The following is a 24944-nucleotide window of genomic DNA, read 5'->3' as shown; positions in this document are numbered from 1 at the left end:
AAATGCCAGACCTGCTGATGATTGAACCTGCCCACCTCGATCTCTGGTTCTATCCGGCGCTGACCTGCGTGGCGGTGCTTTCAGGCTTTATCGACGCCGTGGCGGGCGGCGGCGGGCTGGTGATGATGCCGGTGCTGCTGTCCACTCCCCTGCCCCCGCACGTTGTGCTTGGGACCAACAAGATCCAGTCGATGTGCGGCACCTCGATGGCGACTTGGCGCTATCACAAGGCCGGCCTGTTCAGCTTCCGCAAGAACGCGCCAACGGCGGCCATAGTCTTTGCCGGCGCAATGGCAGGATCGCTGGCAATTCAGCATCTTAGCGCCGATGTCCTGAAACTGGTCGTGCCTGTACTGCTGATCTCGGTAGCCCTGTACACGGTCTTTTCACCGGGCATGACGGACGAGGATCGCCACGGCCACCTGTCGGAGCGCGGCTACATGCCTGTGGGCGCCGGGGTCGCCTTCTACGATGGATTCTTCGGTCCCGGCGCGGGGCAGTTCTTCGCGACGACGTTGGTGGGATTGCGCGGCATGGGACTCACCCGCGCCACCGGCCTGACGAAATTTCTCAACGTCACCAGCAACATAGCCAGTGTGATCGTGTTCAGCATCGGTGGCCAGGCGATGTGGGTTCTCGGGGCTTGCATGGGCGTGGGCGCCATGACCGGCGCGTGGATCGGCTCGCACTATGCCACCAAGTTTGGGGCGAAAGTCATTCGCCCGCTGCTCGTCATAGTTAGCATCGGGCTTACGGTTCGACTTGTATGGGGTTGGTTTTCCTAGGGATTCCAGACCAGCGGAATTGCGGTGCAGGCGCCAACGTTGCCGCCCTTCATGGTGACCGGCTTGGTTGGATCGAGCCTCACCTCGGGCATGCCCGCAAGCCATTCCTCAAGAAAAACAATCACTTCCATGCGAGCAAGGCCTGCACCGACGCAGCGGTGGGCGCCGACGCCCATCGTGGTATGCCGGATCGGCGCCATGCCACGGTCGAACCGCACTTCCTCCGGAGCAGAAAAGCTTTTCGGATCAAGGTTATGCAGCACGCTGGGAAGGTAGACGAGATCGCCCGTGCGTATGGTCACGCCGTCAATTTGGATATCTCCAACTGCATTGCGACTCACGGCGACTGTCGGGTAGCGACGCATCAACTCATCGGCAACTCCGGGCAACTCCCGGGGGTTGTCGCGCATCCATTTCTGGTCCTCGGGGTGCCTCGCCAAATGCAAGGCAACCATCCCGATCATCGCCGCCACTGTATCGAGCCCACCGAACAGAAGATTGCGACACATCCGCCGCGCTTCGTCCACTGTCCACGGCCTGCCGTCGACCGGTTCCGACAGGATGTGGCTGAACAGATCGTCGCCGGGCTGCGCCATGCGCTTCTCGATAAACGGCCAGAGATAGTCGTCAGCCGCCTGCTTGAGCTCCTCCACCGTCATCGAGCCGTCAGGGCGCGTAAGCTGGACGCCGAGTTGGCGCAGGCTGGGACGGTCTTCCAGCGGAACGTCGATCAGGGTGAGGAAGATGTTGAGCGGGAGTATTTCGGCAAAGTCGCTCACGAAATCGCACTCTCCGCGCGAGCGCAGACCTTCGATCAGTTCGCGCGCCACTTCGCGCACCTTGGGTTCAAGCGCGACGACGAAGCGGGAGGCGAGGCCCTTCATCACGGGCATGCGATAGGCCTTGTGCGCTGCGCCGTCTTCCTGCAGCGGAATGAACTGCATGACGTCGCCAAGGCCCGGCGTGACGGCAAGGCACTGATTGGAGAGCCTTTCGGCGTCGCCCCAGAGCTGGCGGACAATATCACCCCGCGCAGCGATCCAATGGCCGCCATTGGCCGTGGTCCAGACCAGACCGGGGCCATCAAGCAGCGTTTTCCAGGCAGCAAAGTAGTCGGTCTCGACGCCGGGCGGATTGAAGATATCGAAATCCACCACGCGGTCGGTCGGAACGTGCGCCGGAATCATGCCATCCTCCCAATCTTGTTGGAGGCAAGGCTAGCGCGAGGAAGGCCGGCGCAAACTGCGCTTTATGGCAGGAGCAGGCTGGAATCGCCGTAGGAATAGAAGCGGTAGCCGCTGGCAATGGCATGGGCATAGGCCGCCTGCATCCGCTCCAACCCCATCAGCGCGGAGACCAGCATGAACAGCGTGGACTTGGGCAGGTGGAAGTTGGTCATCAACCCGTCGATGGCGCGAAAAGTGTAACCGGGGGTGATGAAGATTGCGGTGTCGCCTTCGAACGGACGGATGCGTTTGTCCTCGCCCGCCGCACTTTCCAGCAGTCGCAGCGAGGTTGTCCCCACCGCAATCACGCGGTTGCCTGCAGCGCGGGCGGCATTGAGACGGTCTGCCGTGGCAGCGTCGATCGTGCCCCATTCGGCGTGCATCTGGTGATCGGCCGTGTCGTCGGCCTTGACCGGCAGGAACGTGCCCGCGCCGACATGGAGGGTAAGCGTTTCCGTGCGAATACCCCGTGCGGCGATCGCATCCATCAGGCGCGGGGTGAAGTGCAGTGCGGCAGTGGGAGCCGCTACAGCGCCGTCCTTGGCAGCGAACATGGTCTGGTAGTCTTCGCGGTCCTGCTCGTCAGTCGGGCGCTTGCCGGCAATATAGGGCGGCAGGGGCATCTGCCCTGCCCGCTCCAGAAGGACCTCGACCGGCTCTTCGCCGGGAAAGAACAGCGTCCAGCTGCCATCGGCAAAGCGGCTTTCGGCAAAGGCGGTCACGCCGGCGCCGAACATGATTTCATCGCCCTCGCGCAAGCGCTTGCCGTTGCGGACAAAGGCCTGCCAGCGGCGCAGGTCGATCCGCTTGTGCAGCGTCGCGCCGATGCGTGCTTCACCGCGTTGCCCTTCAAGCTGGGCCGGAATCACTCGCGTGTCGTTGAACACCAGCACATCGCCGGGATTCAACAGCGAGGGCAGATCGAGCACCGTAAGGTCGCGGAACGGCCCGTCTGTGCCGACACCAAGCAGCCGCGCCGAATCACGCGGCCGGGCGGGACGCAGGGCGATGTTTTCCTGAGGCAGTTCGAAGTCGAAGAGGTCAACGCGCATGGGCGCGCCCTAGCCGCAATCGGGCGAGGATTCGAGACCTCTTAGTTTGACGTAGAATTGCTGAGCATATCCGCCGTGATCGCAGCCGGCGCTGCTGGCGCGACCGGAGCCGGGGCCGCCTTGTTGTCGGCGGCAATCGAAGCCTGGACGATCTTGGTCGGGTTCTGCGGCGGTTCCCCGCGCACGATCGCATCGACATAGTCCATGCCAGCGATCACGCGACCGAAGTTGGTGTACTTGTGATCGAGCGCGAAGCGCGGATAGAACACGATGAAGAACTGGCTGTTCGCCGTATCCGGCTCGTTCGTGCGGGCCATAGACACGGTGCCGCGGACGTGCGGGACCGCGTTGAATTCGGCCTTGAGGTCAGGAAGTGGCGAACCGCCCTGCCCTGTGCCCGTCGGATCGCCGGTCTGCGCCATGAAACCATCGATCACGCGATGGAAGATAACGCCGTTGTAAAAGCCCTCGCGGACCAGCGTCTTGATCCGCTCGACGTGGCTGGGCGCCCACTCCGGCATGAGCCGTATGGCAACGCGCCCACCATTGGAAAGATCGAGATAAAGGATGTTCTCGCGATCCGCCGTCTGGTCGGCGTTCACGACGTAGTTCAAGGGCTTTGGCGCAGGCGCGGCAGCTTCTTCCTGCTTGTCCTTCGCCATGGCCGGCGAGGCAATCAGGGCAGCGCCAAGCGCAAGTGCGGTGAGAAAGCGCGAAACCATGGAACAGTCGAACTCCGGATAGCCTGCAGCGCCGATAGGCTTCTCGCGCTGTCGCTGCAATGAACGATTGCCGTTCTGTTTCAGTAGTCGCCCAGACGACCACGCTCCTCGACCCTGGCGACAACTTCGTCGCGGATCATCGGAGTCACGAAATCGGCGATCTCGCCGCCGAACAGGGCAATTTCCTTGACCAGTTTCGATGCGATCGGTTGCAGGCTGACGTCGGCCATGAGGAACACCGTTTCAATCTCGGCATCAAGCTGCTGGTTCATGCCGGCCATCTGGTATTCGTACTCGAAGTCGGCCACGGCGCGCAGTCCGCGCACGATCACCGAAGCACCTTGCGCACGGGCGAACTTCATCAGCAGCGCATTGAAGCCCACAACCTCGACGTTATCGATGCCTTGATCGGCAACTTCGCGGCTGACCATGGCCATGCGCTCATCCGGCGTGAACATCGGGTTCTTCGAAGGATTGGTGGTGACGCCGATGATCAGCTTGTCGACCAGCTTGGCCCCGCGCCGGATGATATCGAGGTGGCCGAGCGTGATCGGGTCGAACGTGCCCGGATAGACGCCGATACGCTGCGTCATCAGTGATTCCTCTCGACAATGAAGCGCGCAAGTTCGCGCAGAAGATCGGCTTCGGGGCCGTAGCTCGCCAGAAACTCGATCGCTTGATCGACCAGAATGCGCGCCTGTTCGCGAGCGCGGTCTGCACCCAGCAGCGACAGGAAGGTTTCCTTGCCCTGGGCCTCATCCTTGCGCAGCGCCTTGCCGGCAGCCGCTTCATCGCCCTCGGCATCCAGCAGATCGTCGGCGATCTGGAATGCAAGGCCGATGTCGCGGGCATAGCCGCGCAAATGCGTGCGGCCTTCAGGCGGCACCTTGCCGAGGATCGCGCCCATTTCGACCGAGGCGGACAGGAGCGCCCCCGTCTTGAGCTGCTGCAGGCGCGTGACCGTGGGCAGATCGAAGCTCGAAGTTTCGGCGACGATGTCCATCATCTGCCCGCCGCACATGCCGTTCATGCCGCTGGCTGTGGCAAGCGTGCGGATGAGTTCGATACGGGTGAATGGATCGCCGCTGGTGGCAGGATCCGACAGAACCTCGAACGCGAAATCGTGGAGTGCGTCGCCAGCAAGCACTGCCGCAGCATCGTCAAAAGCGAGATGCACGGTGGGCTTGCCATGCCGCAAGGCGTCATTGTCCATGCACGGCAAGTCGTCATGGATCAGCGAATAGACGTGGATTGCCTCGATCGCGGTGCCGACGCGGACCGCCGCTTCACGTGACACGCCGAACAGTGCAGCCGTTGCGCAGACCAGCAGTGGGCGGACGCGCTTGCCACCGCCGATGGTGGCATAGCGCATGGCCTCCACCAGCCTGTCGCGCGGGTCACCGGGAATGGGCAGGAGCAGGTCGAAGCTCTGGTCGATGTCTTCGGCGATGGCCTTGAGCGCAGGCTTCAGCAGACCGGTTGTGGACATGACGGGAGCTCCGATCAGCCCTGGGTTTCGTCGAACGGGCGAAGGCCCTGCGGCTTGCCGTCACGATCGGCCACGATGGCCTCGATCCGTGCCTGCGCGGCATCCAGCCGCGCCTGGCAGTGGGCGCGCAGGGCATCGCCGCGCGCATAGAGATCGATCGATTCATCGAGCGGGGCATCGCCGCTTTCCAGCCGCCGCACGACTGTTTCGAGTTCCTTCAGAGCCTCTTCGAAGCTGAGGCCAGCGATGCTTGGTGCGATATCAGGTGCGGTTCCCATTGGGGCAGCATTGACGGGGCCATGGGGCGCGGTCAAGCTTCGATCCGCAACAAGCCGGGGACCTGCACTTCATGCAATACGTAATCGCCTATGTGGCAGCCGCCGTGGTGTTCGGCGCCATGGATGCCGTGTGGCTGGGCTGGGCCGGGTCGAAGCTTTATCGTCCGGCGTTGGGCGATCTGCTGGCGCCGCAATTCCGGGCGGGGCCAGCGATCGTGTTCTACCTGCTCTACCTTGCCGGCATGATGTGGTTCGCGGTGCGGCCGGGCCTGTCGCAAGGTCTGGGCGCCACGGCGCTGAACGCCGCGATCCTCGGTGCGATGTGCTACATGACCTACGATCTGACCAGCCAAGCCGTGCTGGCACGCTGGCCGGTGCACGTTACCGTGATCGACGTGATCTGGGGGACGTTCGCGACGACGGTGGCGGCTACGGCGGCGACATGGGTTGCGCTCAAATTCGCCTGACAGGACTAGCCTACACGCGCCCACATCGCTAAGGCGCGCGCCATGTCCGAAATCACGCCAGATGTCGTCGCCGCCCATGGGCTGTCCGAGGAAGAGTACCAGCGCGTCCTGAACGCGCTCGGGCGCGAGCCGAACCTTGTCGAGCTCGGCATCTTCTCGGTGATGTGGTCGGAGCACTGCTCCTACAAGTCGAGCCGCATCCACCTCAAGAAGCTGCCCACTTCGGCGCCTTGGGTGATCTGTGGCCCTGGCGAGAATGCGGGCGTGATCGACATCGGTGACGGGCAGGCCGCCATCTTCAAGATGGAAAGCCACAACCACCCCTCCTACATCGAGCCCTATCAGGGCGCGGCGACGGGCGTTGGCGGCATCCTGCGCGACGTGTTCACCATGGGCGCGCGCCCGGTGGCGAACATGAACGCGCTGCGCTTTGGCCGCCCGGATCACCCGAAGATGAAGCACCTCGTGCAGGGCGTGGTCGCGGGCATCGGTGGCTATGGCAACTGCGTCGGCGTGCCGACGGTGGGTGGCGAGACCAACTTCCACAAGGCCTATGACGGCAACATCCTCGTCAACGCGATGACCGTGGGCGTGGCCGATACCGACAAGATCTTCTATTCGGCCGCCACGGGCCTCGGCAACCCGATCGTCTACGTCGGCTCCAAGACCGGCCGTGACGGCATCCACGGCGCGACCATGGCTTCGGCTGACTTTGACGAGAAGTCGGACGAGAAGCGCCCGACCGTGCAGGTGGGCGATCCCTTCACCGAGAAGCTGCTGATCGAGGCCTGCCTCGAGCTGATGGCCACAGATGCCATCGTCGCGATTCAGGACATGGGCGCTGCGGGCCTGACCTCCTCGTCGGTCGAAATGGCGACCAACGGCAAGGCCGGCATCATCCTCGACATGGACAAGGTGCCTTGCCGCGAAGAGGGTATGACGCCCTATGAGATGATGCTCTCGGAAAGCCAGGAGCGCATGCTCATGGTGCTCAAGCCCGGCAAGGAAGCCATGGCCGAGGCGATCTTCCGCAAATGGGAGCTGGACTTTGCCGTGATCGGCGAAGTGACCGACACCGGCCACATGGTGCTGAAGTTCAAGGGCGAGACGGTCTGCGATATTCCGCTCGGGCCGCTTGCCGAAGACGCGCCGCTCTATGACCGCCCTGCCCTGTCGCTGGCAGACTACAAGGCCTGGGCGAATGTCGCTCCACTGGGATCGGTACCGGAGAGCGCGGACATTGGCGCTGATCTGGTCAAGCTGATTGGCTGCCCGGACCTCGCCAACCGTCGCTGGATCTTCGAGCAATACGATTCGCAGGTCGGTGCCGATACGCTGCAGAAGTCTGGTGGCGATGCTGCTGTAGTGCGCATCCATGGTTCGAAGAAGGCGCTGGCCATCAGCACCGACTGCACGCCGCGCTATTGCTATGCCGATCCCTATGAAGGCGGCAAGCAAGCCGTGGCCGAAACGTGGCGCAACATCTGCGCGGTGGGTGCGCGCCCGCTGGCGATCACCAACTGCCTCAACTTCGCCAACCCGCAGCGCCCCGAGATCATGGCGCAGATCGTCCAGGCCCTGAACGGCATGGGCGATGCGTGCCGCGCGCTCGATTACCCGATCGTTTCGGGCAACGTCTCGCTCTACAACGAATCGAAGGCGACCGGTGGTGGCTCGGCCATCCTGCCGACGCCGGCGATCGGCGGCGTGGGCCTGATGCTCGATCACGAGGTGATGGCCACGGTCGCATTCAAGAACGAGGGCGACGTGATCTGGCTGGTCGGTGGCGAAGGTTCACATCTGGGCCAGTCGCTGTACTTGCGCGAAGTGCTTGGCCGCGAAGACGGCGAGGCGCCCGCGGTCGATCTGGCGGTGGAACGCAAGAATGGCGAGCAGGTGCGCGACTGGATCGCTGCCGGCATGCTGACCGCTGTCCATGACATCTCGGATGGCGGCCTGCTGGTGGCGCTGACCGAGATGGCGCTGGCTGGAGGCAAGGGTTGCACGCTTGACGTGGGCCTGACTACGGCTGCGGCGTTCGGCGAGGACCAGTCGCGCTATGTGGTCACAACCAAGGCCGGCGAAGTGCTCGAAGGCGCGACCAAGCTTGGTACGGTCGGTGGCTCACAGGTGGCGGGCGTCGAACTTGCCGTGCTGCGTGAAGCGAACGAGGCGTTCTTCCGGGACTGGATGGAGGCTTAACAGCCTCTCCGACCTGCCTGCGGCAGCCCACCTCCCCGTTTGTCCAACGGAAAAACGGGGAGGATCAAGATGTTTTCAGGCCGCGAGCTTGGCGGCGTTCTTGCCGAGCAGGTCATAAGGGTCGATGCCCATGCCGCGCCAGATGCCATGCGCCTGCTTGTAGCGCGCGGCAGGGGTGATGTTCAGGCGTGCGCGGACCTCTTCGATCGGTAGCGGCAGGAGTTCCCTGATCGACTGCTCGCACAGGCGCGGGCAGGCCTTGCCGAGGCGCTGGCCTTCCCGCACCGCACGCAGCACCGGAGCGCTGCGCTTCGTCTGGCGGTTGATGTTCATGCCAGCCAGGTAGCCGATGAACAGATGTGCCGGGCTTGGCTGCTGACTGTAGGTGAAGGCGAGGACGCAGGCCTCACCCAGCGCATCGCGGCCGTAGCCGGTCAGCACGTGCAGCATATCGTGCACATCGCGCATGCGGTTGAGGTACCACAGGAACTGGTCCTCGAAACGCTCACGCTTGGCGGCGAAACGATCGAACTCGTCGACCAGACCTTGGGCGGTCAAGCCCTCGCTCTCCATGAAATCGCAGTAGGCGTGGGCCAGAGATCCCTTGGGCGTCTGGCGCAGGGCAGCGTGATCGTCGAGAATCGCCGGGAGATAGGGCTCTGTCACACGTAGGGCCTGGCCGCGCTCACTGCGCAGGAAAGCCTCTGCCCGCTCACGCAGGTTCCGCCACGGCAGCGCCTCGAAGATGTGGAACACCTCCTCGGTGTTTTCCTTGTCCTTCAGGAGGTTCTGGAAATGGTGCCATGCCTTGAGCGGCTGCATCCGCATCTGCGGACGGCGCTCGTCGTAGATTGGCAGGTCGGCACTCAACGCACCGGTCATGGCGTTCACGTCGATTCTCCCGGTCTTCGTGTCCGGCAAATACTAACAGCACTGTAAATAGATCGTCAATCGCCCTGCCCGGAGCACTGCTTGCCAGCGGCGACGGTGCAGTGCAGACTTGCAAAAACACAGGGGGAGAACGGAAACATGGCACGCAAGTGGCCGATGGCGCTGGGGCTGGCGCTTTCCTTGCTGGCACTGGCTGCGGGTCTGGCGGCCGGGACGACGCAACTGGAGAGTTGGCACCTGGCAGCACGATGGACCGCGCGCGTGGGCTTCCCGGTGTTTCTGCTGACTTACCTCGCCTCCTCGCTCTTTCGCCTGTCCCCTGCCCCATGGAGCCGGGCGCTGGCGCGTGATCGCAGGTGGTGGGGCCTCGGCTTTGCGGTAAGCCATTCCATCCACCTCGTGGCGCTGGTCGTGGCGGTCAGCCTCGATCCGGAACCACGCACGTTGGCATCGCTGGTGCCGGGCGGCCTCGCCTACCTGTTCATCCTTGCCATGGCGCTGACATCGAGCAACGCAGCGATGCGCGCGCTTGGCCGGAACTGGAAGCGGCTGCACACGGTGGGCATTCACGTGATCTGGCTGATCTTCACGCTGGCCTATGCCAAGCGTATTCCGGTGCCGGAGACACGCGCCGTCGGGCTGACTATGACGACCTTCGCTTCGGCAGCGCTGCTGCTGCGCGTGATGGCGTACAGACGACGCAGCATGCCCGCATTCGCCTGATCAGTCGAAGACCCAGTCCTGACGGGCAATGCCCAGCAGCGACAGGATCGAGGTCAGGTCACCCCGGTCGATCCAGCCGTCCGCCGCAGAACGGGCCTTGGGCTTGGCGCGATAGGCGATGCCGTAGCTTGCGGCTTCGATCATCGGAATGTCATTGGCGCCATCGCCGGTGGCAAGGCTGAACACCTCAGCGCCAAGCCGCTCGGTCTCTTCGAGCAGGACCTTCTTCTTCACCGAACTGTCGACGATCCCGCCAACCAGGCCGCCGGTCAGCATGCCTTCATGCAGGCCGAGGCGGTTGCCGACCACGCGATCGAACCCGAGCAGTTCAGCCACCGGATCGGCGAAGGAATGGAAGCCGCCGGTGACCAGCACGGTATGGCAGCCGTGGGACTTGAGCGTGGAGACGAGCGTACGGGCGCCGGGCATCGGGCGAATGCGCTCTTCGAGACACTGGGCGATTGCGGCCTCAGGCAAGTTCTTGAGCAGGCCGACGCGTTCGCGCAAGGCGGATTCGAAATCGAGTTCCCCCTGCATCGCGCGTTCGGTGATCGCAGCGATGCGGTCCTTGAGCCCGGCGAAGTCAGCCAGTTCGTCGATGCACTCCTGCTCGATCATGGTCGAATCCATGTCGGACACGAAGAGGTTGGGCACTTCGATCAGGCCATTGGAGAGCAGAAGGTCGCTATCGGGGAAGCATTGGTCGAGGATCTTGCGGATGCCTGCGGGATTGCCCTCGACCACTTCGAGTTCGAGCACGTCTTCACAGAAGTCGAGCATGCCAGCGCCTGCCACTTCCCAATCGCGCGCTTCGATCATTTCCATCGCAAGCGAGAGATTGTCACCAAGCGTCTCAGGGTCTGCTATCAGGCGCGCGATGATCAACGGGGAATCCTTTTCTGAAAGCGCGGTGCACTGCCCGCGCGTGGCGCTAATCGCAGGGCCGACGGCAAGCGGCAAGAGCGATCTCGCAGTGAAACTCGCCCTCCGGCTGCGAGAGCAAGGTAGGGAGGCGGTGATTATCAACGCCGACAGCGCGCAGGTCTATGCAGATCTGCGCGTGCTGAGTGCACGGCCGTCAGAGGAAGAGATGCAGGGCGTGCCGCATGTCCTGTTCGGCGCGTGGGATGGCGCGCAGGCCTGTTCGGCGGCGGACTGGGCGAATGCGGCCAAGGCCGAGATCGCTGCGGCACATGCGCGGAATGCGCTGCCGGTCCTGGTCGGCGGGACCGGCATGTACATCAATACGCTGCTCCACGGCATTGCGCCGGTGCCGGAAATCGACCCGATCGTTCGCGCGGAAGTGCGGGCCTTGCCTGTCGAGACGGCCTATGCTGCGTTGCGAGTAGAGGACCCGGCGCGCGCTGCCCTGCTTGGCCCCGCCGATGTGCAACGGGTGACCCGCGCGCTGGAGGTGGTGCGTTCGACAGGGCATTCGCTGGCGCATTGGCAGCAACAGCGTGTCGGCGGCATCGGCGAGACGGTATACCTCACGCCAATCATTCTCCTGCCCGAGCGGCAGTGGCTCTATCGCCGGTGCGATCTGCGTTTCGAGCTGATGTGGCAAGGTGGCGCGCTGGACGAAGTAAAAGCCCTGCTCGCGCGGGGCTTATCCGAATCGGCACCGGTCATGCGAGCCATCGGCGTGCCGGAGATCGCGGCATTCCTGCGTGCCGAAATGTCTCGGCACCAGGCCATTTCCGCGGGGCAGCAGGCGACGCGCAACTACGCCAAGCGGCAGTACACGTGGCTGAAGAACCAGAATCCCGGCTACTGGCCCCGCTTGGTGTACGAAAATTCCATTGACTTCGACTATGCAGCAAGTTTATTGCGCACTTAGCCGCTTGACACCACATTTTATGTCAAGTAGCAGGCCGTCAATTGCCTGATCCATGTTGCATGCGATCAAGCACCCGAGAGGGAGAGACGGCCCGGCGCAGCCAAGCTGCAGCCGGGCCGAAATTTTTGAAGGTTTTGGCCGGCGCAGCCAAGCTACAGCCGGGCCGAAATTTTTGATGGTTTTTGGCCGGCGTAGCCAAGCTACAGCCGGGCAGAAATTTTTGATGGTTTTTTGTTTTTTCAGCGAAGCATCGGGTCTATCGGCCCGGCCACGCGAAGAAGGATGAAGTAACGTGACAAGCGAGCGCAGCGGCGCCGAGATCCTGGTCGAAAGCCTTGTCGCCAAGGGCGTCGAATTCGTGTTCGGCTATCCCGGCGGCGCGGTACTGCCGATCTACGATGCGCTGTTCGGCGACGAACGCATCCGCCACATCCTCGTCCGCCATGAAGCTGGCGCAGCGCACGCCGCCGAAGGCTACGCCCGCGCCACCGGCAAGCCCGGCGTCGTGCTCGTCACCTCAGGTCCGGGCGCAACCAATGCCGTCACCGGCATTGCCGATGCCTTCATGGATTCGATCCCGATGGTCGTGATCACCGGGCAGGTCCCCACCGGCCTGATCGGTTCCGATGCATTCCAGGAAGCCGATACCGTCGGCATCACGCGCCACTGCACCAAGCACAACTATCTGGTGAAGGACCCCTCGCAGCTAGCAGCGACGATTGACGAGGCGTTCCGCATCGCCACCGAAGGGCGTCCCGGTCCGGTCGTGATCGACATTCCCAAGGACGTTCAGATCGCAACCGCGACGTGGAGCAGCGCGGCACCGCAGCAGCGCAACCGCTACGCTCCGCAGACCGAAGGCGGCGCCAGCGAGATCGCCGAGGCGATCGAAATGATCGCCAAGGCCAAGGCGCCGGTGTTCTACACCGGTGGCGGCGTGATCAATTCCGGGCCGGAAGCTGCGCGCCTGCTGCGCGAGCTGCAAGCGCTGACCGGCGCGCCGGTCACCTCGACCCTGATGGGTCTGGGCGCTTTCCCGGCGGATCATCCGGCATGGCTCGGCATGCTTGGCATGCATGGCACCTACGAAGCCAACCTGACGATGAACCAGGCGGACCTGATCGTCTGTGTGGGCGCGCGCTTCGATGACCGCGTAACCGGCCGCCTCGATGCCTTCGCGCCGAATTCGAAGAAGATCCACATCGATATCGACCGTGCCTCGATCAACAAGACCGTGGCGGTCGACCTGCCGGTGATCGGCGATTGCGGCAAGGTTCTCGGGCAGCTGATCGAAGCGTGGCTGGAACGCGGCTACAAGGCGCAGGACCTGACGGGCTGGTATGCGCGCATCGATGGCTGGCGTGGCAAGAAGAGCCTCGCCTACCCGCGCAAGTCCAAGGCGATCATGCCGCAGTACGCGGTCGAGCGCCTCTACGAGCTGACCAAGCATCGTGAGCCGATCATCTCGACCGAGGTCGGCCAGCACCAGATGTGGGCGGCGCAGTACTTCCACTTCATGAAGCCAAACAAGTGGCTGACCTCGGGCGGTCTCGGTACGATGGGCTACGGCCTTCCCGCCGCGATCGGCGCGCAGGCCGGCTTCCCCGACACGCTGGTCATCGACATCGCCGGCGATGCGTCGATCCAGATGAACATCCAGGAACTGGGCACGGCCACGCAATATCGCCTGCCGGTCAAGGTCTTCGTGCTCAACAACGAATGGATGGGCATGGTCCGCCAGTGGCAGGAGCTGACCTACGAGAGCCGCTACTCCAACTCCTATTCGGACAGCCTGCCCGATTTCGTGCGGCTGGCGGAAGCCTATGGCTGGAAGGGCATCCGCATCACCGACGAGAGCGAGCTGGACGCAGGCATCCAGGCGATGATGGACCATGACGGCCCGGTCTTCGTCGACTGCCTTGTCGCCAAGGAAGCCAATTGCTTCCCGATGATCCCGTCGGGGGCTGCGCATACCGACATGATTCTCTACGGGGACGAAGTCGCCGGCACGATGGACGACGAAGCCAAGGCGCTGGTCTGAGGGACACTGGAACAATGATGCACATCGCTCAGGAGGCGCAGGAGCGCCACGTCCTCACCATCACGGTCGATAACGAAGCCGGCATTCTCGCCAAGATTGCCGGCCTGTTCACCGCGCGCGGCTACAACATCGACAGTCTGACCGTGGCCGACATCACCGACGGCCACGACGTCAGCCGCATCACCATCGTGACGCACGGTCCGCCGCCAGTAATCGACCAGATCCGCGCGCAGCTTGAGCGACTGGTGCCGGTGCACAAGGTGACCGACCTTACCGAAGTGGGCCCGTTCGTGGAGCGCGAGCTGGCGCTGGTCAAGGTATCCGGCAAGGGCGAGAACCGCGTCGAGGCGCTGCGCCTGGCCGATGTGTTCCGCGCCAAGGTGGTCGACACCACGACCTCGAGCTTTGTCTTCGAATTGACCGGCGCTCCCGACAAGATCGACAGCTTCGTCGCGTTGATGAAGGAGCTTGGCCTGGTCGAGGTTGGTCGCACCGGCATCGTCGGCATGATCCGCGGCGCCACTGCCGCCTGAATTTCACCGCTTATCCTTTCACGAATTCATCAAAGATTGGGAACGACATGAAGGTCTATTACGACGCAGACTGCGATCTGAACCTCATCACGGACAAGAAGATCGCGATCCTCGGTTACGGTTCGCAGGGCCACGCCCATGCGCAGAACCTGCGCGATTCGGGCATCAAGGAAGTGGCCATCGCGCTGCGTCCGGGTTCGGCCAGCGCGAAGAAGGCCGAAGCCGCCGGCTTCAAGGTCCTTGCCAATGCCGACGCGGCAGCATGGGCCGACGTGCTCATGATCCTTGCTCCCGATGAACATCAGGCCGCGATCTACGCCGAGGACCTGCACGCCAACATGAAGCCGGGTGCTGCGCTCGCATTCGCCCATGGCCTCAACATCCACTTCGGCCTGATCGAAGCGCGCGCCGACATCGACGTGATCATGATCGCGCCGAAGGGCCCGGGCCACACCGTGCGCAGCGAATATCAGCGTGGCGGCGGCGTGCCCTGCCTGATTGCCGTTCACCAGAACGTGACGGGCAACGCCCATGATGTCGCCCTTGCATATGCCTCGGGCGTTGGCGGTGGCCGAAGCGGCATCATCGAAACCAACTTCCGCGAGGAATGCGAAACCGACCTGTTCGGCGAGCAGGCCGTTCTCTGCGGTGGTGCGACGCACCTCGTCCAGGCCGGTTTCGAAACGCTGGTCGAAGCTGGCTACGCCCCTGAGATGGCCTACTTCGAATGCCTTCACGAACTGAAGCTGATCGTCGACCTGATGTATGAAGGCGGCATCGCCAACATGCGGTATTCGATCTCGAACACGGCTGAATACGGTGACATCACCACCGGTCCGCGTATCATCACCGCCGAAACCAAGAAGGAAATGAAGCGCGTGCTGGAAGATATCCAGTCGGGTCGCTTCGTGAAGAACTTCGTGCTCGACAACCGCGCTGGCCAGCCTGAACTCAAGGCAGCCCGCGGCCTCGCCAAGCGCCACCAGATCGAGGAAACCGGCGCCAAGCTGCGCGCGATGATGCCGTGGATCGGTGCCAACAAGCTGGTCGATCAGTCGAAGAACTGATCCCGGTCGGTTTGATTGCAAAAACGTGAAAGGGCGGCTGCGGCCGCCCTTTCCATTAACAGACCAATCCCGTCGACGAATGGAGTAGACGAAAAGATTGTGATCTATATCACTCCGTTTCGGAGACAATGATCACACTATCTCGCCCTTCGTCACGGCTGTTGCTTTACACGGCAGCCTTGTGCCTGACGCCAGCCGCCATGGTTGCCGGCGGCAAGGAAATGGCGTCCAGGCCAGTGCAGCCAGTCAACCGCAATGAGGGGGCGCAGCTTGACACGTGCGGTCAGCAAGCGGCACAGCGCCTGATGGGCCTGGTTGTAACGCCACAAGCTCGTACCGAATTGCAGAAGTCGATCAGGCATGACCGCATGCGCATCGTTCGCCCCGGCGCCGTGATCACGCAAGACGTGCGCCCGGACCGCCTCAACCTGATCGTGGACGATTCCGGACGACTCGTGGCAGCGCGCTGCGGATAGAGCGGCCGGGTTTACCCTACGACAGCCGGAGTTTTGCTTGCTTCGGTCGTAGCACTTTGGCAACCAAGGTGCTCCTCATCCTCCCCAAGGAGATCCCGATGCCGAAGCTCTCGCGTATGCCGCGTGCCCTCATGCTTGCCCTTCCTCTAGCTCTCGCCGCTGCGGCTGCGCCGATGGTTGCGCAGATGCCCGAAGTTCCCGGCAAGGCCGACAAGGCGCGTGTCGTGGCTGGCTCCTACACTGCCGATGCCGGCCACTCGCTGGTAGGGTGGCGCGTGAGCCATTTCGGCTTCAACGACTACTTCGGCCTGTTCGGCGACGTTTCGGGCACGCTTGACATCGACCCGGCCAATCCCGCCGCAGCGAAGGTTTCGGTCAAGATTCCGGTCAGCAAGGTCATGACTGCCAGCACCGGACTTACCGCCCACCTGCTCAAGCCGGCAGCTGACGGCAAGCCCGCCGACTTTTTCGGTGCAGCCCCTGCCGACGCCACGTTCGTTTCGACCAGTGTTGCACCTGGCGCCGATGGCATGAGCGCGAAGATCACCGGCGACCTGACCCTTAATGGCGTCACCAAGCCGGTAACCATTGACGCAACGTTTGCCGGTGCTGGAACCAACCCCTTCAGCAAGGCAGCCACGCTGGGCTTCCACGGCAAGGCAACGCTCAAGCGTTCGGACTTCAACGTCAAGTACGGCCTTCCGTTCGTCTCGGATGAAGTGAAGCTCGATATCACCGTTGCCTTCGAAAAGAAGTAAACTCTCAAGGCATCAGCGAAAACGCAGCCCGAAGCTCTTTCACGAAAGCTTCGGGCTGCTCCCAGGCAGCGAAGTGCCCGCCCTTCTCCTGCTCGCCCCAATAGACCAGATTCGAGCATGTCCGCTCGAACCACTTGCGCGGGGCCGGGATGATCTCCTTCGGAAACGCCGTAGCAGCGACCGGGATGTCGATCTGCGCGGGGGCAAAGCTGCCAAAGCTCTCCCAGTAGAGACGGGCTGATGATGCCCCGGCCGCCGGCAGCCAATAAAGCATGAGATTGTCGAGCATGTCGTCGCGGCTGAGGGCGTCCTCGGCACGCCCGGCATTGTCGGTCCAGGCCCACATCTTCTCGTAAATCCAGCCAGCGAGGCCGACAGGCGAATCCACCAGTCCGTAGCCGACCGTCTGTGGACGCGTGGATTGCTGCTTGGAGTAGCCTGAATCCCAGTCCTGGTAATGTTGCAAACGCTCGAGCGCCTTCGCCTCGTCGGGCTGGGGTGCGGCCATATCCTCGGGCAGCGGTCTTGCGATCGGCATGTTGAGATGGATGCCGGCGCACCCTTCGACCTTCAGCACGCCGAGCGCAGTCGTCACGGCCGAGCCCCAGTCGCCACCCTGCGCCAGCCACCGGTCATAGCCCAGCCGCTTCATCAATTCACCCCAGCCTTGCGCGATCTTCTGGACGCTCCAGCCCTTGGTCACGGGTTTGCCAGAGAACCCGTAGCCGGGCAGGCAGGGTATCACGACATGAAAGGCATCCTGCACCGAACCGCCATGCTGCTCCGGCTCAGTCAGCGGGGCAATGCAGCGGCGAAACTCGAGGATCGAGCCGGGCCAGCCATGGGTCAGGAGCAGCGGCCGCGCGCCTGCGTGGGACGAGCGTACATGGATGAACCGGATCATCAGGCCATCAATCTCGGTTTCAAACATGCCCCAGTAGTTCAGCATCTGCTGGCAGGCGTACCAATCGTAGCCATGCCGCCAGTAGGCAACGAAGTCCTGCAGGGCGGCAAGCGGCACCCCTTGCGACCAGTCGTCGACGGTTTCCTTCTCGGGCCACCGCGTCATGTCGATGCGCCGATTCAGGTCTGCGATCGCGGATTGGGGTATCTCGACGGTGAACGGCGCAATATTCATGGCCTTCCTCTCCCTGTCTGCTTGCATTCATTCTGGACAAGTGGCCCACGATTCACCATAGGCTTGTGGCATGACCGCTCGACTGGACCTTACCCTGCGACTTATCCGCCCTTGGGCGTGAGCTGACGCGCGGGATCTCCCGGCGCGCACGGCGCCCAGGGGATCAGAAGCACAACCGCCAAAATCCAGAAAATTCGAGTGCACCTTCATGACCATGCTCAAGAACCCTTCGGCCAAGTACCGTCCGTTCCCGCAGATTGACCTGCCCAATCGCCAATGGCCCAGCCAGACGATCACCAAGGCGCCGCGCTGGCTGTCTACCGACATGCGCGACGGCAACCAGTCGCTGATCGACCCGATGGATGCGGAAAAGAAGAGCCGCTTCTTCGACCTTTTGCTGAAGGTTGGCCTGAAGGAAATCGAGGTCGGCTTCCCCTCTGCCGGAGCCACCGAGTATGATTTCATCCGTGGCCTCGTCGATGCCGGCCGCATTCCAGATGACGTTTTCGTCCAGGTCCTGACTCAATCGCGCGAGGACCTGATCAAGACCTCATTCGAAAGCCTGGCCGGAGCCAAGCAGGCAATCGTCCACGTCTACAACGCGGTATCGCCGCTGTGGCGCAACGTGGTTTTCGGCATGGACCGCAAGGACGTGCGCGAGATCGCCATCGCCGGAGCCAAGCACCTGCGCGATCAGGCCGCACGCTTCCCGCAGACCGACTGGCACTTCGAATACAGCCCGGAGACCTTCTCGACTGCCGAACTCGATTTCAGCATCGAGTGCTGCGAGGCGGTGATGGAGATTCTCCAGCCGACGACGGACAAGCCGATCATCCTCAATCTGCCGGCCACGGTCGAGGCGGCAACGCCCAACATCTATGCCGACCAGATCGAGTACTTCTGTCGCAACCTGCCGAACCGCGATCGAGCGGTGATCAGCCTGCACACCCACAACGATCGCGGCACTGGCGTCGCAGCGGCCGAACTTGGCCTGATGGCCGGGGCCGATCGCGTGGAGGGCTGCCTGTTCGGCAATGGCGAGCGTACCGGCAACTGCTGCCTCGTCACCGTTGGCCTCAACATGTACACGCAGGGGATAGACCCTGAGCTGGACTTCTCGGACATCGACGAAGTGATCCAGACGGTCGAATACTGCAACCAGCTGCCTGTCCATCCCCGCCACCCCTATGGCGGCGAACTGGTCTTCACCGCGTTTTCCGGCAGCCACCAGGATGCGATCAAGAAGGGTTTCGCCGCGCAGGAACAGCGCAATGACGAGCTCTGGGCGATCCCCTACCTGCCGATCGATCCGGCTGACCTCGGCCGCAGCTACGAAGCGGTGATCCGCGTCAATTCGCAATCCGGCAAGGGCGGCTTTGCCTGGGTGCTGGAACAGGACCAGGGCCTGAAGCTGCCCAAGAAGATGCAGGCGCATTTCTCGCGCCATGTCCAGGAACTGGCCGACGAACTCGGTCGCGAACTCCAGGCGGCAGATATCTGGGGCGTGTTCCGCAAGGCCTATCGCCTTGATGCACCACAGCACTTGCAACTGGTCGACTACGAGGAAGCGCGCGGCCCGGATGGCACGCGCATCTTCGCTGGCAAGATTGAAGTCGATGGCAAGGTCCAGTCGGTCTCGGGCCGCGGCAACGGCCTGATCTCTTCGGTCGTCGCCACGCTCAAGGATGGATTCGCCGTCGACATCGACATCACCGACTATTCGGAACACGCCATGGGCGCCGGCAGTAACGCCCGCGCGGCGGCCTATGTCGAATGCAAGACCACCGATGGCCGCACCATCTGGGGCGTTGGCATCGACGAGGACGTGGCGACCGCATCGGTTCGTGCAGTTCTGAGCGCAGCAAACGCTGCAGCATGATCGTTATACGGGCGGCCTCTGCGGCCGCCCGTTCAACCGATCGCTTAAATACCAGCTTGCTCGCAACAATCCTTGCGCCATAGTTCTGCCCGTGCCCGGAAGAGGCGCGCAAAGGGACAGGACATCATGGCCGACGAAGCGATTCTCGAACCCGATCTGCCAATCATCGATCCGCATCACCATTTGTGGGACTTGCGCCCGCTGATCGCAGCGTTTCCGCAACCCCGCCATCCCTTCATCGAAACGCTGACGCATTCGGCCTATTACACGTTCGACCAACTGCTGGCCGATGCGCGTGGTGGGCACAACGTGGTGGCCACCGTCTACATGGAATGCGGTGCCTTCTACCGCGCCAGTGCCGAACCGGCGATGAAGCCGGTGGGCGAAGTCGAGTACGTCAACGGCGTCGCCGCACAGGGTGCGAGCGGTCTCTATGGAGACTTCCGTCCTTGTGCCGCCATCATCGGCCACGCCGACTTGCAACTGGGCGATGCCGCGCGCCCTGTCCTCGAAGCGCTCATGCAGGCAGGAAACGGGCGCTTTCGCGGCATCCGCCACCAAGGTGCCTGGGACGCAAATCCGGACGTGCTAGGTCCGCCGTTCCACGCGCCGCCGGAACTCTATCTCTCGGACAAGTTCGGTGAGGGCTTCCGCCATCTCGGCGAGCTTGGCCTCACTTTCGATGCCTGGCTGCTGGAGCCGCAACTGGGTGACGTGCTCAGCCTTGCCCGCGCCTTTCCGGACCAGCCGATCTGCCTCGATCACTGCGGCACACCGCTTGGCACGGCGAGCTATCACGGCAAACTGCACGAACGCTTCGATGGCTGGCGCAACATGATCCGGCAGATTGCCGAATGCCCGAATGTTTCGATCAAGCTTGGCGGCCTTGCCATGTCGTTCTGCGCATTGCCGGAACAGGGTCCCATGGCGGGGCTGTCTTCGGAGACGCTGGCCGGCATGTGGCGCCCTTACATCGAGACCTGCATCGAGGCATTCGGCCCGGAGCGTGCGATGTTCGAGAGCAATTACCCCGTCGACAAATGGGGTGCCAGCTATACCGTGCTGTGGAACGCCTTCAAGCGGCTGGCCCAAGGCGCGCCCGAGAGCGAGAAGCGCGCGCTATTTGCCGGCACTGCGGCCCGCTTCTACGGCATTGAGGACATGCTCCCCTAGACAGGCGGCTTGTCATCACCTAGCACTTTAACCGTTCGATTAAGCCTCCGTTGAAGGACACGAGCCGAATGCCCTTGCCTCCGCTGTTCGCTAACCTGCGCTTGCCTGTTATTGCATCGCCCCTGTTCATCATCTCCTGCCCGGAGCTGGTCATTGCCCAGTGCAAGGCAGGCATCGTTGGGTCGTTCCCGTCGCTCAATGCGCGCCCGATCAGCCAGCTCGACGAATGGCTGCATCAGATTACCGAGGAGCTGGCCGCCCACAACCGCGCTAACCCCGACCGCCCGGCTGCCCCGTTTGCCGTGAACCAGATCGTCCACAAGACCAACAACCGCCTCGACGAAGACATGGCGCTCTGTGCGAAGTGGCAGGTGCCGATGCTCATCACGTCGCTGGGCGCGCGAGAGGATGTCTACAACGCGGCCCATGGCTGGGGTGGCATTGTCCTGCACGATGTGATCAATGATCGCTTCGCCCGCAAGGCAATCGAAAAGGGCGCAGATGGCCTCATCCCGGTTGCCGCCGGCGCAGGCGGCCATGCAGGGGCGCAATCCCCGTTCGCGCTGATGCAGGAAATCCGCGAGTGGTTCGACGGCCTCGTCGCACTGTCGGGCGCGATTGCCCATGGACGTTCGGTGCTTGCCGCACAGGCGCTCGGCGCTGACTTTGCCTACATCGGCTCTGCCTGGATTGCGACCGAAGAAGCCAATGCCAATGCTGCCTACAAGCAGGCCATCGTGGACAGCCGCGCGGACGATATTGTCTACTCGAACCTCTTCACCGGCGTGCACGGCAACTATCTGCGCTCTTCGATCGTCAACGCAGGGCTCGATCCTGACAACCTTCCCGAAAGTGATCCGAGCAAGATGAATTTTGGATCGGGCGGCAATACTGACGCCAAGGCCTGGAAGGATATTTGGGGTTCCGGCCAAGGCATCGGCGCCGTCACTGCTGTAGAACCGGTCGCGAGCCGAGTGGACCGTCTCGAGCGCGAATATCGTGAGGCAGCGGCAAGACTGACGGAGAATTCTGCATCGTTCCTGCGCTGACGCAGGTTTAGTTCGCCCGCTGCACGGCCGCAGTATCTGTCCAGAACAGCTCGGCCATGTCATCGAGATGGCTGAAATCGAGCGACGGGTCGCGCGTGTTCAACGGCAAGCGCGACCAATTGCGTGGATCGAGAAAGCGTCGGCGCAAGGCACGCTGCAGCAAGTCAAAGCGCATCAGGGCCGTGAAATCGGCCGTCACCGACCCCTTGCGTCGCGCTTGGGACCAGTCCGCCTCGATCTGCCCGATTCGCTCGATAACCAATTCGTTGTAGGCACGGTGAGGGCCGCGATGGAGGGGCAGACCGGCACGCAGCGCGGCATGCTCGGACCCCGGCAACAACTGTCCGTTGCGGCGAAAGTCGTGAACCCCGAGCCGATCGTGGCCAAGCGTGTCGATCATCTTCCGGAAAGCCGGAAAGCTCAGGACCTGACGGGGAACGAGGTGATGACGCTGCTGGTCCGGGCAATATCCTGCCTGGCCAGGGACGTTGACGCTGCCGAACGGCAGACAGGCCCTTTCAGGTTGAGATTGGTTCCGTTTCAGTCGCACCGCGCAAGGATAGGACTCCCGAATTGCGCCTCAAGACTGACTGCCCCCGTTCCGGCAAGAATTGCCCGCGTCGGTTGCAGGACGGGGCCGTGCGCAACCAGCCAGTCAACCAGCCGAACGGCGGTGCGAGCCAGCAGCGAAGCATCTTCGGACTTGCCTGGCTGCAGTATAAACTCCTGCCCCATCAATAGATTAAGCCCTCTGGAAGCCATGGAGCCATCATCCAGTCGATGCATCGCGACAAATGCCGGAGCCGGGAAAGGTCCGCCCTCCAGCCACGGCAGCACGGCCTGCCCGAATAATCCCGGTTTTAGAACCAGATGGGCGGGAATCCACGAAATCCCTTCCGCTTGGCTCATTTCCGCAAGCTCGATCAGAAGCATCGCCGCGACTCGGATAACCGGCAAGAGGCCGCCGGCACCGGCGAGATGCGGCCCTGGAGCAAGCGTAAGCCAGCGCATCTCGCCGATATCTGGTTGGGACAGCCCGATCGTAGTGGCGATGGGTGATGCTGGTGCGGAAGGCCCGTCCTTCAGCCCGTGCAGATCGAATGTCAGTCCGCTGGCTAGAAGTTCAACCCAGCCTTCCGAAGCATCGGGCGCATGCGATACCGAATATCCGAAGCCGCGCTTGGGCCCATTCAGGACATCGGCCAGAGCTGGCAGCGCTTCGGCCCGGTAGAGAAGTGCTGCAAGGGGTGCGCAAACTGCAGACCGGTCACTCGCGTCCACTTGCCCACCTTTCAGCCACGGCCCCAATTTGCACAGTCCTCAGGATGCGTCGAGTCACGCTGCATCCGGGAAAGCTTGGTTTTGGTCCATAAGCTCGAAAGCTTTAGAAAACTCCCAACGCCAGACCGGCCGCCATGGCCCGTCCCAGATTTCGACAATCCTGCAAAAGTGCCTCCGGCACGCGCTTGGGGCCAAGGATCTCTTCGGGAGTTTGCGCGCCTGTTTTGACGATCAGCGTTGCTGCCGCCCGCCTGAGCCTCCAACCGGTGACGATTCGGTCAAGCTGACGCTCCGCGCCGCTTCCATCCGTGCCGGCCGCAACCATCGCCGAATAGGCTCGACCTTCGATCCGGCCGAGCAGTGGGTAATAGCAGCGATCGAAGAACGCCTTCATCTCTCCGGTCATCGAACCAAGGTTTTCAGGGCAGCAAAACAGGTAACCCGCCGCCTCGAGCAAGTCCTCTGGCACCGCAAACTCTGCTTCGATCAGTCGGCAGGCACCTTCGGCTTCGGCCCCACCGGCAGCAGCTTCGGCCATCGCCCGTGCTGTGCCGGTGCGACTGTGCCAGATGACGGCGAGGCCACCTGCCATCCCTCAGCAGCCATCCCCGCCAGACGTCGGCACGCCGATGGCGCCGCCGATCGCGCCTCCGAGCAATCCGCCCAGCCCTTTCTTCTTGGGCTTGCATTGCGGCTTGGGCGCTTCCTGCTGGCTCGCAGCGGAGGCGCCACCAAAGCCTTCGACTCCAACGAGGAAGCCCGTGGTGGAACGATGGCGAATACGCGCGGTCCATTCCGGCACCCATTTGACTTTCGGGTCCGCCGGGCGGGGAGGATAGGCAAAGGATTCTTCCGGCCCATAGGCATGGAGCGTGCCGAACATGTAGTCGGGCGCCGCCGCCTTTACCTCTGCAGGAACGGTGCAGGTTGTGGTCTGCGGAGACATGACCGTCTTGTCAGCCACCAGCTTCGCCACCGTTTGCGGTGCCAGCCAGTCCGACAGTCCGCCGCCGAATTGACGCGCAGCGCTCGATGACCACCACACGATGTCCATCATATCCTGCCCCTTGGGCGCCTGCTTTCCGCCGATGATCATGGCATAGTAACCCGTAGCGTCGGGAATTGCGCCCCAGCGCAGCACAGTGGCGCCGCTGCCCATTGCACTGTTCGACGCATTGAGCGGGCTCATGAAGTCCTTGGCCAGGCTGAACGACAGCTCCGGCGAATAGTTCGATACGATACGGTGCGCGCCCAATAGCGACGAATCCGGCTTGGCGGACTTGCCGTCATCGCTGGGCCACGTGCCGTAGGTCCGCGCCGACGAAGGCGAGACCCAGCGGTCGACGGGAACGGTCGTGGTCCATAGGCCCGGCGGGACTTGCCCTGCGGCGAGCTTGCTGAAATCAATGACGACGGGCTGCCCCTTCGGCGCGTGTTCCCCGCACCCCCAGAAGATCAGCATTCGGCCCTTGGGCCGCTGGAACTCTGTCGTCCCGGGCTCGACAGGTTTGCTCACCGGTGTCTTGAGCAGGACCGATTTCCCGAGCTTTGCGCCTGCCGGCATGAAATGCTCGGCTTTCGGCTTGCCATCTGCCGCGGCACGCGATGTTCCGAGATCGAGCCAGAGCATGTGCTGCGCCTTTGGTGAGCCTCCCATGGCCATCGCCATGGCCGCGCCGACGCCGCCACCGCCACCGCCACCGCCACCCATACCGCCAAAACCGGACATCGTCTCGGCGCGCATCTCGTATCTGGCGACGGGGGCGGTTGCCTGTTGCGCCACCACTCCCGCAGCAACGCCCGCAAGCATCAGTCCGCTTGCCATCACAGAACCGGTCATCACACGCATTCCTGCATCCTCCTCAAGGACTTGC

Annotated in this window: 26 protein-coding genes; 13 read left to right on the top strand and 13 right to left on the bottom strand. The window is 62.9% G+C overall.

All coding sequences use genetic code 11. The features are described 5' to 3' along the window. Positions 1–2 precede the first annotated feature (2 nt). A complete protein-coding gene (locus HGI46_RS04075) occupies positions 3–785 on the top strand; it encodes a TSUP family transporter (protein WP_240946578.1) in 783 nt (260 codons plus the stop codon). On the opposite strand, the gene HGI46_RS04070 is transcribed toward HGI46_RS04075, so the two are convergent. The 6 genes from HGI46_RS04070 to HGI46_RS04045 form a co-directional block, all read right to left on the bottom strand. Beyond that, the gene (locus tag HGI46_RS04070) at positions 782–1972 is read right to left on the bottom strand and encodes a cytochrome P450 (protein ID WP_168903218.1); all 1191 of its coding nucleotides are present in this window, start codon (positions 1970–1972) and stop codon (positions 782–784) included. The genes HGI46_RS04075 and HGI46_RS04070 overlap by 4 nt on opposite strands. 62 nt (positions 1973–2034) lie before the next feature. Next, positions 2035–3063 (bottom strand): tRNA preQ1(34) S-adenosylmethionine ribosyltransferase-isomerase QueA, encoded by a 1029-nt coding sequence (queA, locus tag HGI46_RS04065; protein ID WP_168903217.1) that lies wholly within the window; start codon positions 3061–3063, stop codon positions 2035–2037. A 41-nt stretch (positions 3064–3104) separates the two neighbouring features. Then, positions 3105–3785 (bottom strand): peptidylprolyl isomerase, encoded by a 681-nt coding sequence (locus HGI46_RS04060; RefSeq protein ID WP_118074788.1) that lies wholly within the window; start codon positions 3783–3785, stop codon positions 3105–3107. Between the two features lie 80 nt (positions 3786–3865). Continuing rightward, positions 3866–4378, bottom strand: coding sequence for a pantetheine-phosphate adenylyltransferase (coaD, locus tag HGI46_RS04055; RefSeq protein ID WP_168903216.1), 513 nt, complete (start codon positions 4376–4378; stop codon positions 3866–3868). Then, positions 4378–5274, bottom strand: a complete 897-nt coding sequence (locus HGI46_RS04050) for a polyprenyl synthetase family protein (protein ID WP_168903215.1) — start codon at positions 5272–5274, stop codon at positions 4378–4380. Before HGI46_RS04050 ends, coaD begins: the two co-directional genes overlap by 1 nt. A gap of 14 nt (positions 5275–5288) precedes the next feature. Beyond that, positions 5289–5552, bottom strand: a complete 264-nt coding sequence (locus HGI46_RS04045; protein ID WP_039331283.1) for an exodeoxyribonuclease VII small subunit — start codon at positions 5550–5552, stop codon at positions 5289–5291. A gap of 71 nt (positions 5553–5623) precedes the next feature. Between HGI46_RS04045 and HGI46_RS04040 the strand changes: the two genes are divergently transcribed. After that, positions 5624–6019: a DUF2177 family protein gene (locus HGI46_RS04040; protein WP_118074035.1), complete on the top strand. Its 396-nt coding sequence runs from the start codon at positions 5624–5626 to the stop codon at positions 6017–6019. Between the two features lie 42 nt (positions 6020–6061). Next, a complete protein-coding gene (gene purL, locus HGI46_RS04035) occupies positions 6062–8221 on the top strand; it encodes a phosphoribosylformylglycinamidine synthase subunit PurL (protein ID WP_168903214.1) in 2160 nt (719 codons plus the stop codon). A 75-nt stretch (positions 8222–8296) separates the two neighbouring features. Here purL and HGI46_RS04030 read toward each other — a convergent pair whose 3' ends face one another. Continuing rightward, positions 8297–9103 carry a Coq4 family protein gene (locus HGI46_RS04030; protein ID WP_168903470.1) on the bottom strand — a complete coding sequence of 269 codons (807 nt, stop codon included), beginning with the start codon at positions 9101–9103 and terminating at the stop codon, positions 8297–8299. 147 nt (positions 9104–9250) lie between these two features. On the opposite strand from HGI46_RS04030, the gene HGI46_RS04025 reads away from it, so the two are divergent. Next, the gene (locus HGI46_RS04025; RefSeq protein ID WP_168903213.1) at positions 9251–9835 is read left to right on the top strand and encodes a hypothetical protein; all 585 of its coding nucleotides are present in this window, start codon (positions 9251–9253) and stop codon (positions 9833–9835) included. On the opposite strand, the gene serB is transcribed toward HGI46_RS04025, so the two are convergent. Continuing rightward, complete coding sequence (gene serB, locus HGI46_RS04020) at positions 9836–10720, bottom strand: phosphoserine phosphatase SerB (protein WP_168903212.1); 885 nt, start codon at positions 10718–10720, stop codon at positions 9836–9838. Here serB and miaA point away from each other — a divergent pair. The 6 genes from miaA (at position 10713) to HGI46_RS03990 (ending at position 16550) form a co-directional block, all read left to right on the top strand. Further along, positions 10713–11675: a tRNA (adenosine(37)-N6)-dimethylallyltransferase MiaA gene (gene miaA / locus HGI46_RS04015; protein ID WP_168903211.1), complete on the top strand. Its 963-nt coding sequence runs from the start codon at positions 10713–10715 to the stop codon at positions 11673–11675. The genes serB and miaA overlap by 8 nt on opposite strands. Positions 11676–11967: 292 nt before the next feature. Then, a complete protein-coding gene (ilvB, locus tag HGI46_RS04010) occupies positions 11968–13716 on the top strand; it encodes a biosynthetic-type acetolactate synthase large subunit (protein WP_168903210.1) in 1749 nt (582 codons plus the stop codon). Positions 13717–13733: 17 nt separating this feature from the next. Then, positions 13734–14249, top strand: a complete 516-nt coding sequence (ilvN, locus tag HGI46_RS04005) for an acetolactate synthase small subunit (protein ID WP_118074792.1) — start codon at positions 13734–13736, stop codon at positions 14247–14249. Between the two features lie 47 nt (positions 14250–14296). Continuing rightward, on the top strand, positions 14297–15316 hold the full coding sequence (gene ilvC, locus HGI46_RS04000) for a ketol-acid reductoisomerase (RefSeq protein ID WP_118074039.1): 1020 nt from the start codon (positions 14297–14299) through the stop codon (positions 15314–15316). 128 nt (positions 15317–15444) lie between these two features. After that, positions 15445–15792 (top strand): I78 family peptidase inhibitor, encoded by a 348-nt coding sequence (locus HGI46_RS21860; RefSeq protein WP_168903209.1) that lies wholly within the window; start codon positions 15445–15447, stop codon positions 15790–15792. A gap of 98 nt (positions 15793–15890) precedes the next feature. After that, on the top strand, positions 15891–16550 hold the full coding sequence (locus HGI46_RS03990) for a YceI family protein (protein WP_118074793.1): 660 nt from the start codon (positions 15891–15893) through the stop codon (positions 16548–16550). 4 nt (positions 16551–16554) lie between these two features. Here the strand turns inward: HGI46_RS03990 and HGI46_RS03985 are convergent, their stop codons facing one another. After that, positions 16555–17688, bottom strand: coding sequence for an epoxide hydrolase family protein (locus HGI46_RS03985; protein WP_168903208.1), 1134 nt, complete (start codon positions 17686–17688; stop codon positions 16555–16557). Positions 17689–17896: 208 nt separating this feature from the next. Between HGI46_RS03985 and leuA the strand changes: the two genes are divergently transcribed. The 3 genes from leuA (at position 17897) to HGI46_RS03970 (ending at position 21789) form a co-directional block, all read left to right on the top strand. Next, positions 17897–19567: a 2-isopropylmalate synthase gene (leuA, locus tag HGI46_RS03980; protein WP_168903207.1), complete on the top strand. Its 1671-nt coding sequence runs from the start codon at positions 17897–17899 to the stop codon at positions 19565–19567. Positions 19568–19693: 126 nt separating this feature from the next. Further along, positions 19694–20740 carry an amidohydrolase family protein gene (locus HGI46_RS03975; protein WP_168903206.1) on the top strand — a complete coding sequence of 349 codons (1047 nt, stop codon included), beginning with the start codon at positions 19694–19696 and terminating at the stop codon, positions 20738–20740. A 68-nt stretch (positions 20741–20808) separates the two neighbouring features. Then, the gene (locus tag HGI46_RS03970; protein WP_118074044.1) at positions 20809–21789 is read left to right on the top strand and encodes a nitronate monooxygenase family protein; all 981 of its coding nucleotides are present in this window, start codon (positions 20809–20811) and stop codon (positions 21787–21789) included. Between the two features lie 7 nt (positions 21790–21796). On the opposite strand, the gene HGI46_RS03965 is transcribed toward HGI46_RS03970, so the two are convergent. The 4 genes from HGI46_RS03965 to HGI46_RS03950 form a co-directional block, all read right to left on the bottom strand. Further along, positions 21797–22339, bottom strand: coding sequence for an AHH domain-containing protein (locus HGI46_RS03965; RefSeq protein ID WP_346766668.1), 543 nt, complete (start codon positions 22337–22339; stop codon positions 21797–21799). Further along, entirely contained in the window at positions 22330–23070 is a 741-nt protein-coding gene (locus HGI46_RS03960; RefSeq protein WP_168903205.1) for a hypothetical protein, read from the bottom strand. Before HGI46_RS03960 ends, HGI46_RS03965 begins: the two co-directional genes overlap by 10 nt. A gap of 103 nt (positions 23071–23173) precedes the next feature. Continuing rightward, positions 23174–23662, bottom strand: a complete 489-nt coding sequence (locus HGI46_RS03955) for a flavodoxin domain-containing protein (protein ID WP_118074047.1) — start codon at positions 23660–23662, stop codon at positions 23174–23176. Between the two features lie 3 nt (positions 23663–23665). After that, a complete protein-coding gene (locus HGI46_RS03950; RefSeq protein WP_240946577.1) occupies positions 23666–24910 on the bottom strand; it encodes a hypothetical protein in 1245 nt (414 codons plus the stop codon). Positions 24911–24944 lie beyond the last annotated feature (34 nt).

Source organism: Novosphingobium sp. ERW19 (genome assembly GCF_012641315.1).
Classification (GTDB): Bacteria; Pseudomonadota; Alphaproteobacteria; order Sphingomonadales; family Sphingomonadaceae; genus Novosphingobium.
The sequence above is the reverse complement of the archived record's forward strand: the minus strand, read 5'-3'. Positions and strand labels throughout refer to the sequence as shown.

Excerpts from the sequence above, each read along its gene's own strand:
- HGI46_RS03970 (WP_118074044.1), top strand. The coding sequence starts at position 20,809 with ATGCCCTTGCCTCCGCTGTTCGCTAACCTGCGCTTGCCTGTTATTGCA.
- ilvC (WP_118074039.1), top strand. The coding sequence starts at position 14,297 with ATGAAGGTCTATTACGACGCAGACTGCGATCTGAACCTCATCACGGAC.
- purL (WP_168903214.1), top strand. The coding sequence starts at position 6,062 with ATGTCCGAAATCACGCCAGATGTCGTCGCCGCCCATGGGCTGTCCGAG.
- HGI46_RS03975 (WP_168903206.1), top strand. The coding sequence starts at position 19,694 with ATGGCCGACGAAGCGATTCTCGAACCCGATCTGCCAATCATCGATCCG.
- HGI46_RS03955 (WP_118074047.1), bottom strand. The coding sequence starts at position 23,662 with ATGGCAGGTGGCCTCGCCGTCATCTGGCACAGTCGCACCGGCACAGCA.
- HGI46_RS04045 (WP_039331283.1), bottom strand. The coding sequence starts at position 5,552 with ATGGGAACCGCACCTGATATCGCACCAAGCATCGCTGGCCTCAGCTTC.
- HGI46_RS04070 (WP_168903218.1), bottom strand. The coding sequence starts at position 1,972 with ATGATTCCGGCGCACGTTCCGACCGACCGCGTGGTGGATTTCGATATC.
- HGI46_RS03990 (WP_118074793.1), top strand. The coding sequence starts at position 15,891 with ATGCCGAAGCTCTCGCGTATGCCGCGTGCCCTCATGCTTGCCCTTCCT.
- ilvN (WP_118074792.1), top strand. The coding sequence starts at position 13,734 with ATGCACATCGCTCAGGAGGCGCAGGAGCGCCACGTCCTCACCATCACG.
- HGI46_RS21860 (WP_168903209.1), top strand. The coding sequence starts at position 15,445 with ATGATCACACTATCTCGCCCTTCGTCACGGCTGTTGCTTTACACGGCA.
- HGI46_RS04050 (WP_168903215.1), bottom strand. The coding sequence starts at position 5,274 with ATGTCCACAACCGGTCTGCTGAAGCCTGCGCTCAAGGCCATCGCCGAA.
- HGI46_RS03985 (WP_168903208.1), bottom strand. The coding sequence starts at position 17,688 with ATGAATATTGCGCCGTTCACCGTCGAGATACCCCAATCCGCGATCGCA.
- queA (WP_168903217.1), bottom strand. The coding sequence starts at position 3,063 with ATGCGCGTTGACCTCTTCGACTTCGAACTGCCTCAGGAAAACATCGCC.
- HGI46_RS04040 (WP_118074035.1), top strand. The coding sequence starts at position 5,624 with ATGCAATACGTAATCGCCTATGTGGCAGCCGCCGTGGTGTTCGGCGCC.
- coaD (WP_168903216.1), bottom strand. The coding sequence starts at position 4,378 with ATGACGCAGCGTATCGGCGTCTATCCGGGCACGTTCGACCCGATCACG.
- HGI46_RS04025 (WP_168903213.1), top strand. The coding sequence starts at position 9,251 with ATGGCACGCAAGTGGCCGATGGCGCTGGGGCTGGCGCTTTCCTTGCTG.
- HGI46_RS04060 (WP_118074788.1), bottom strand. The coding sequence starts at position 3,785 with ATGGTTTCGCGCTTTCTCACCGCACTTGCGCTTGGCGCTGCCCTGATT.
- HGI46_RS03950 (WP_240946577.1), bottom strand. The coding sequence starts at position 24,910 with ATGACCGGTTCTGTGATGGCAAGCGGACTGATGCTTGCGGGCGTTGCT.
- HGI46_RS04030 (WP_168903470.1), bottom strand. The coding sequence starts at position 9,103 with ATGACCGGTGCGTTGAGTGCCGACCTGCCAATCTACGACGAGCGCCGT.
- HGI46_RS04075 (WP_240946578.1), top strand. The coding sequence starts at position 3 with ATGCCAGACCTGCTGATGATTGAACCTGCCCACCTCGATCTCTGGTTC.
- miaA (WP_168903211.1), top strand. The coding sequence starts at position 10,713 with ATGATCAACGGGGAATCCTTTTCTGAAAGCGCGGTGCACTGCCCGCGC.
- leuA (WP_168903207.1), top strand. The coding sequence starts at position 17,897 with ATGACCATGCTCAAGAACCCTTCGGCCAAGTACCGTCCGTTCCCGCAG.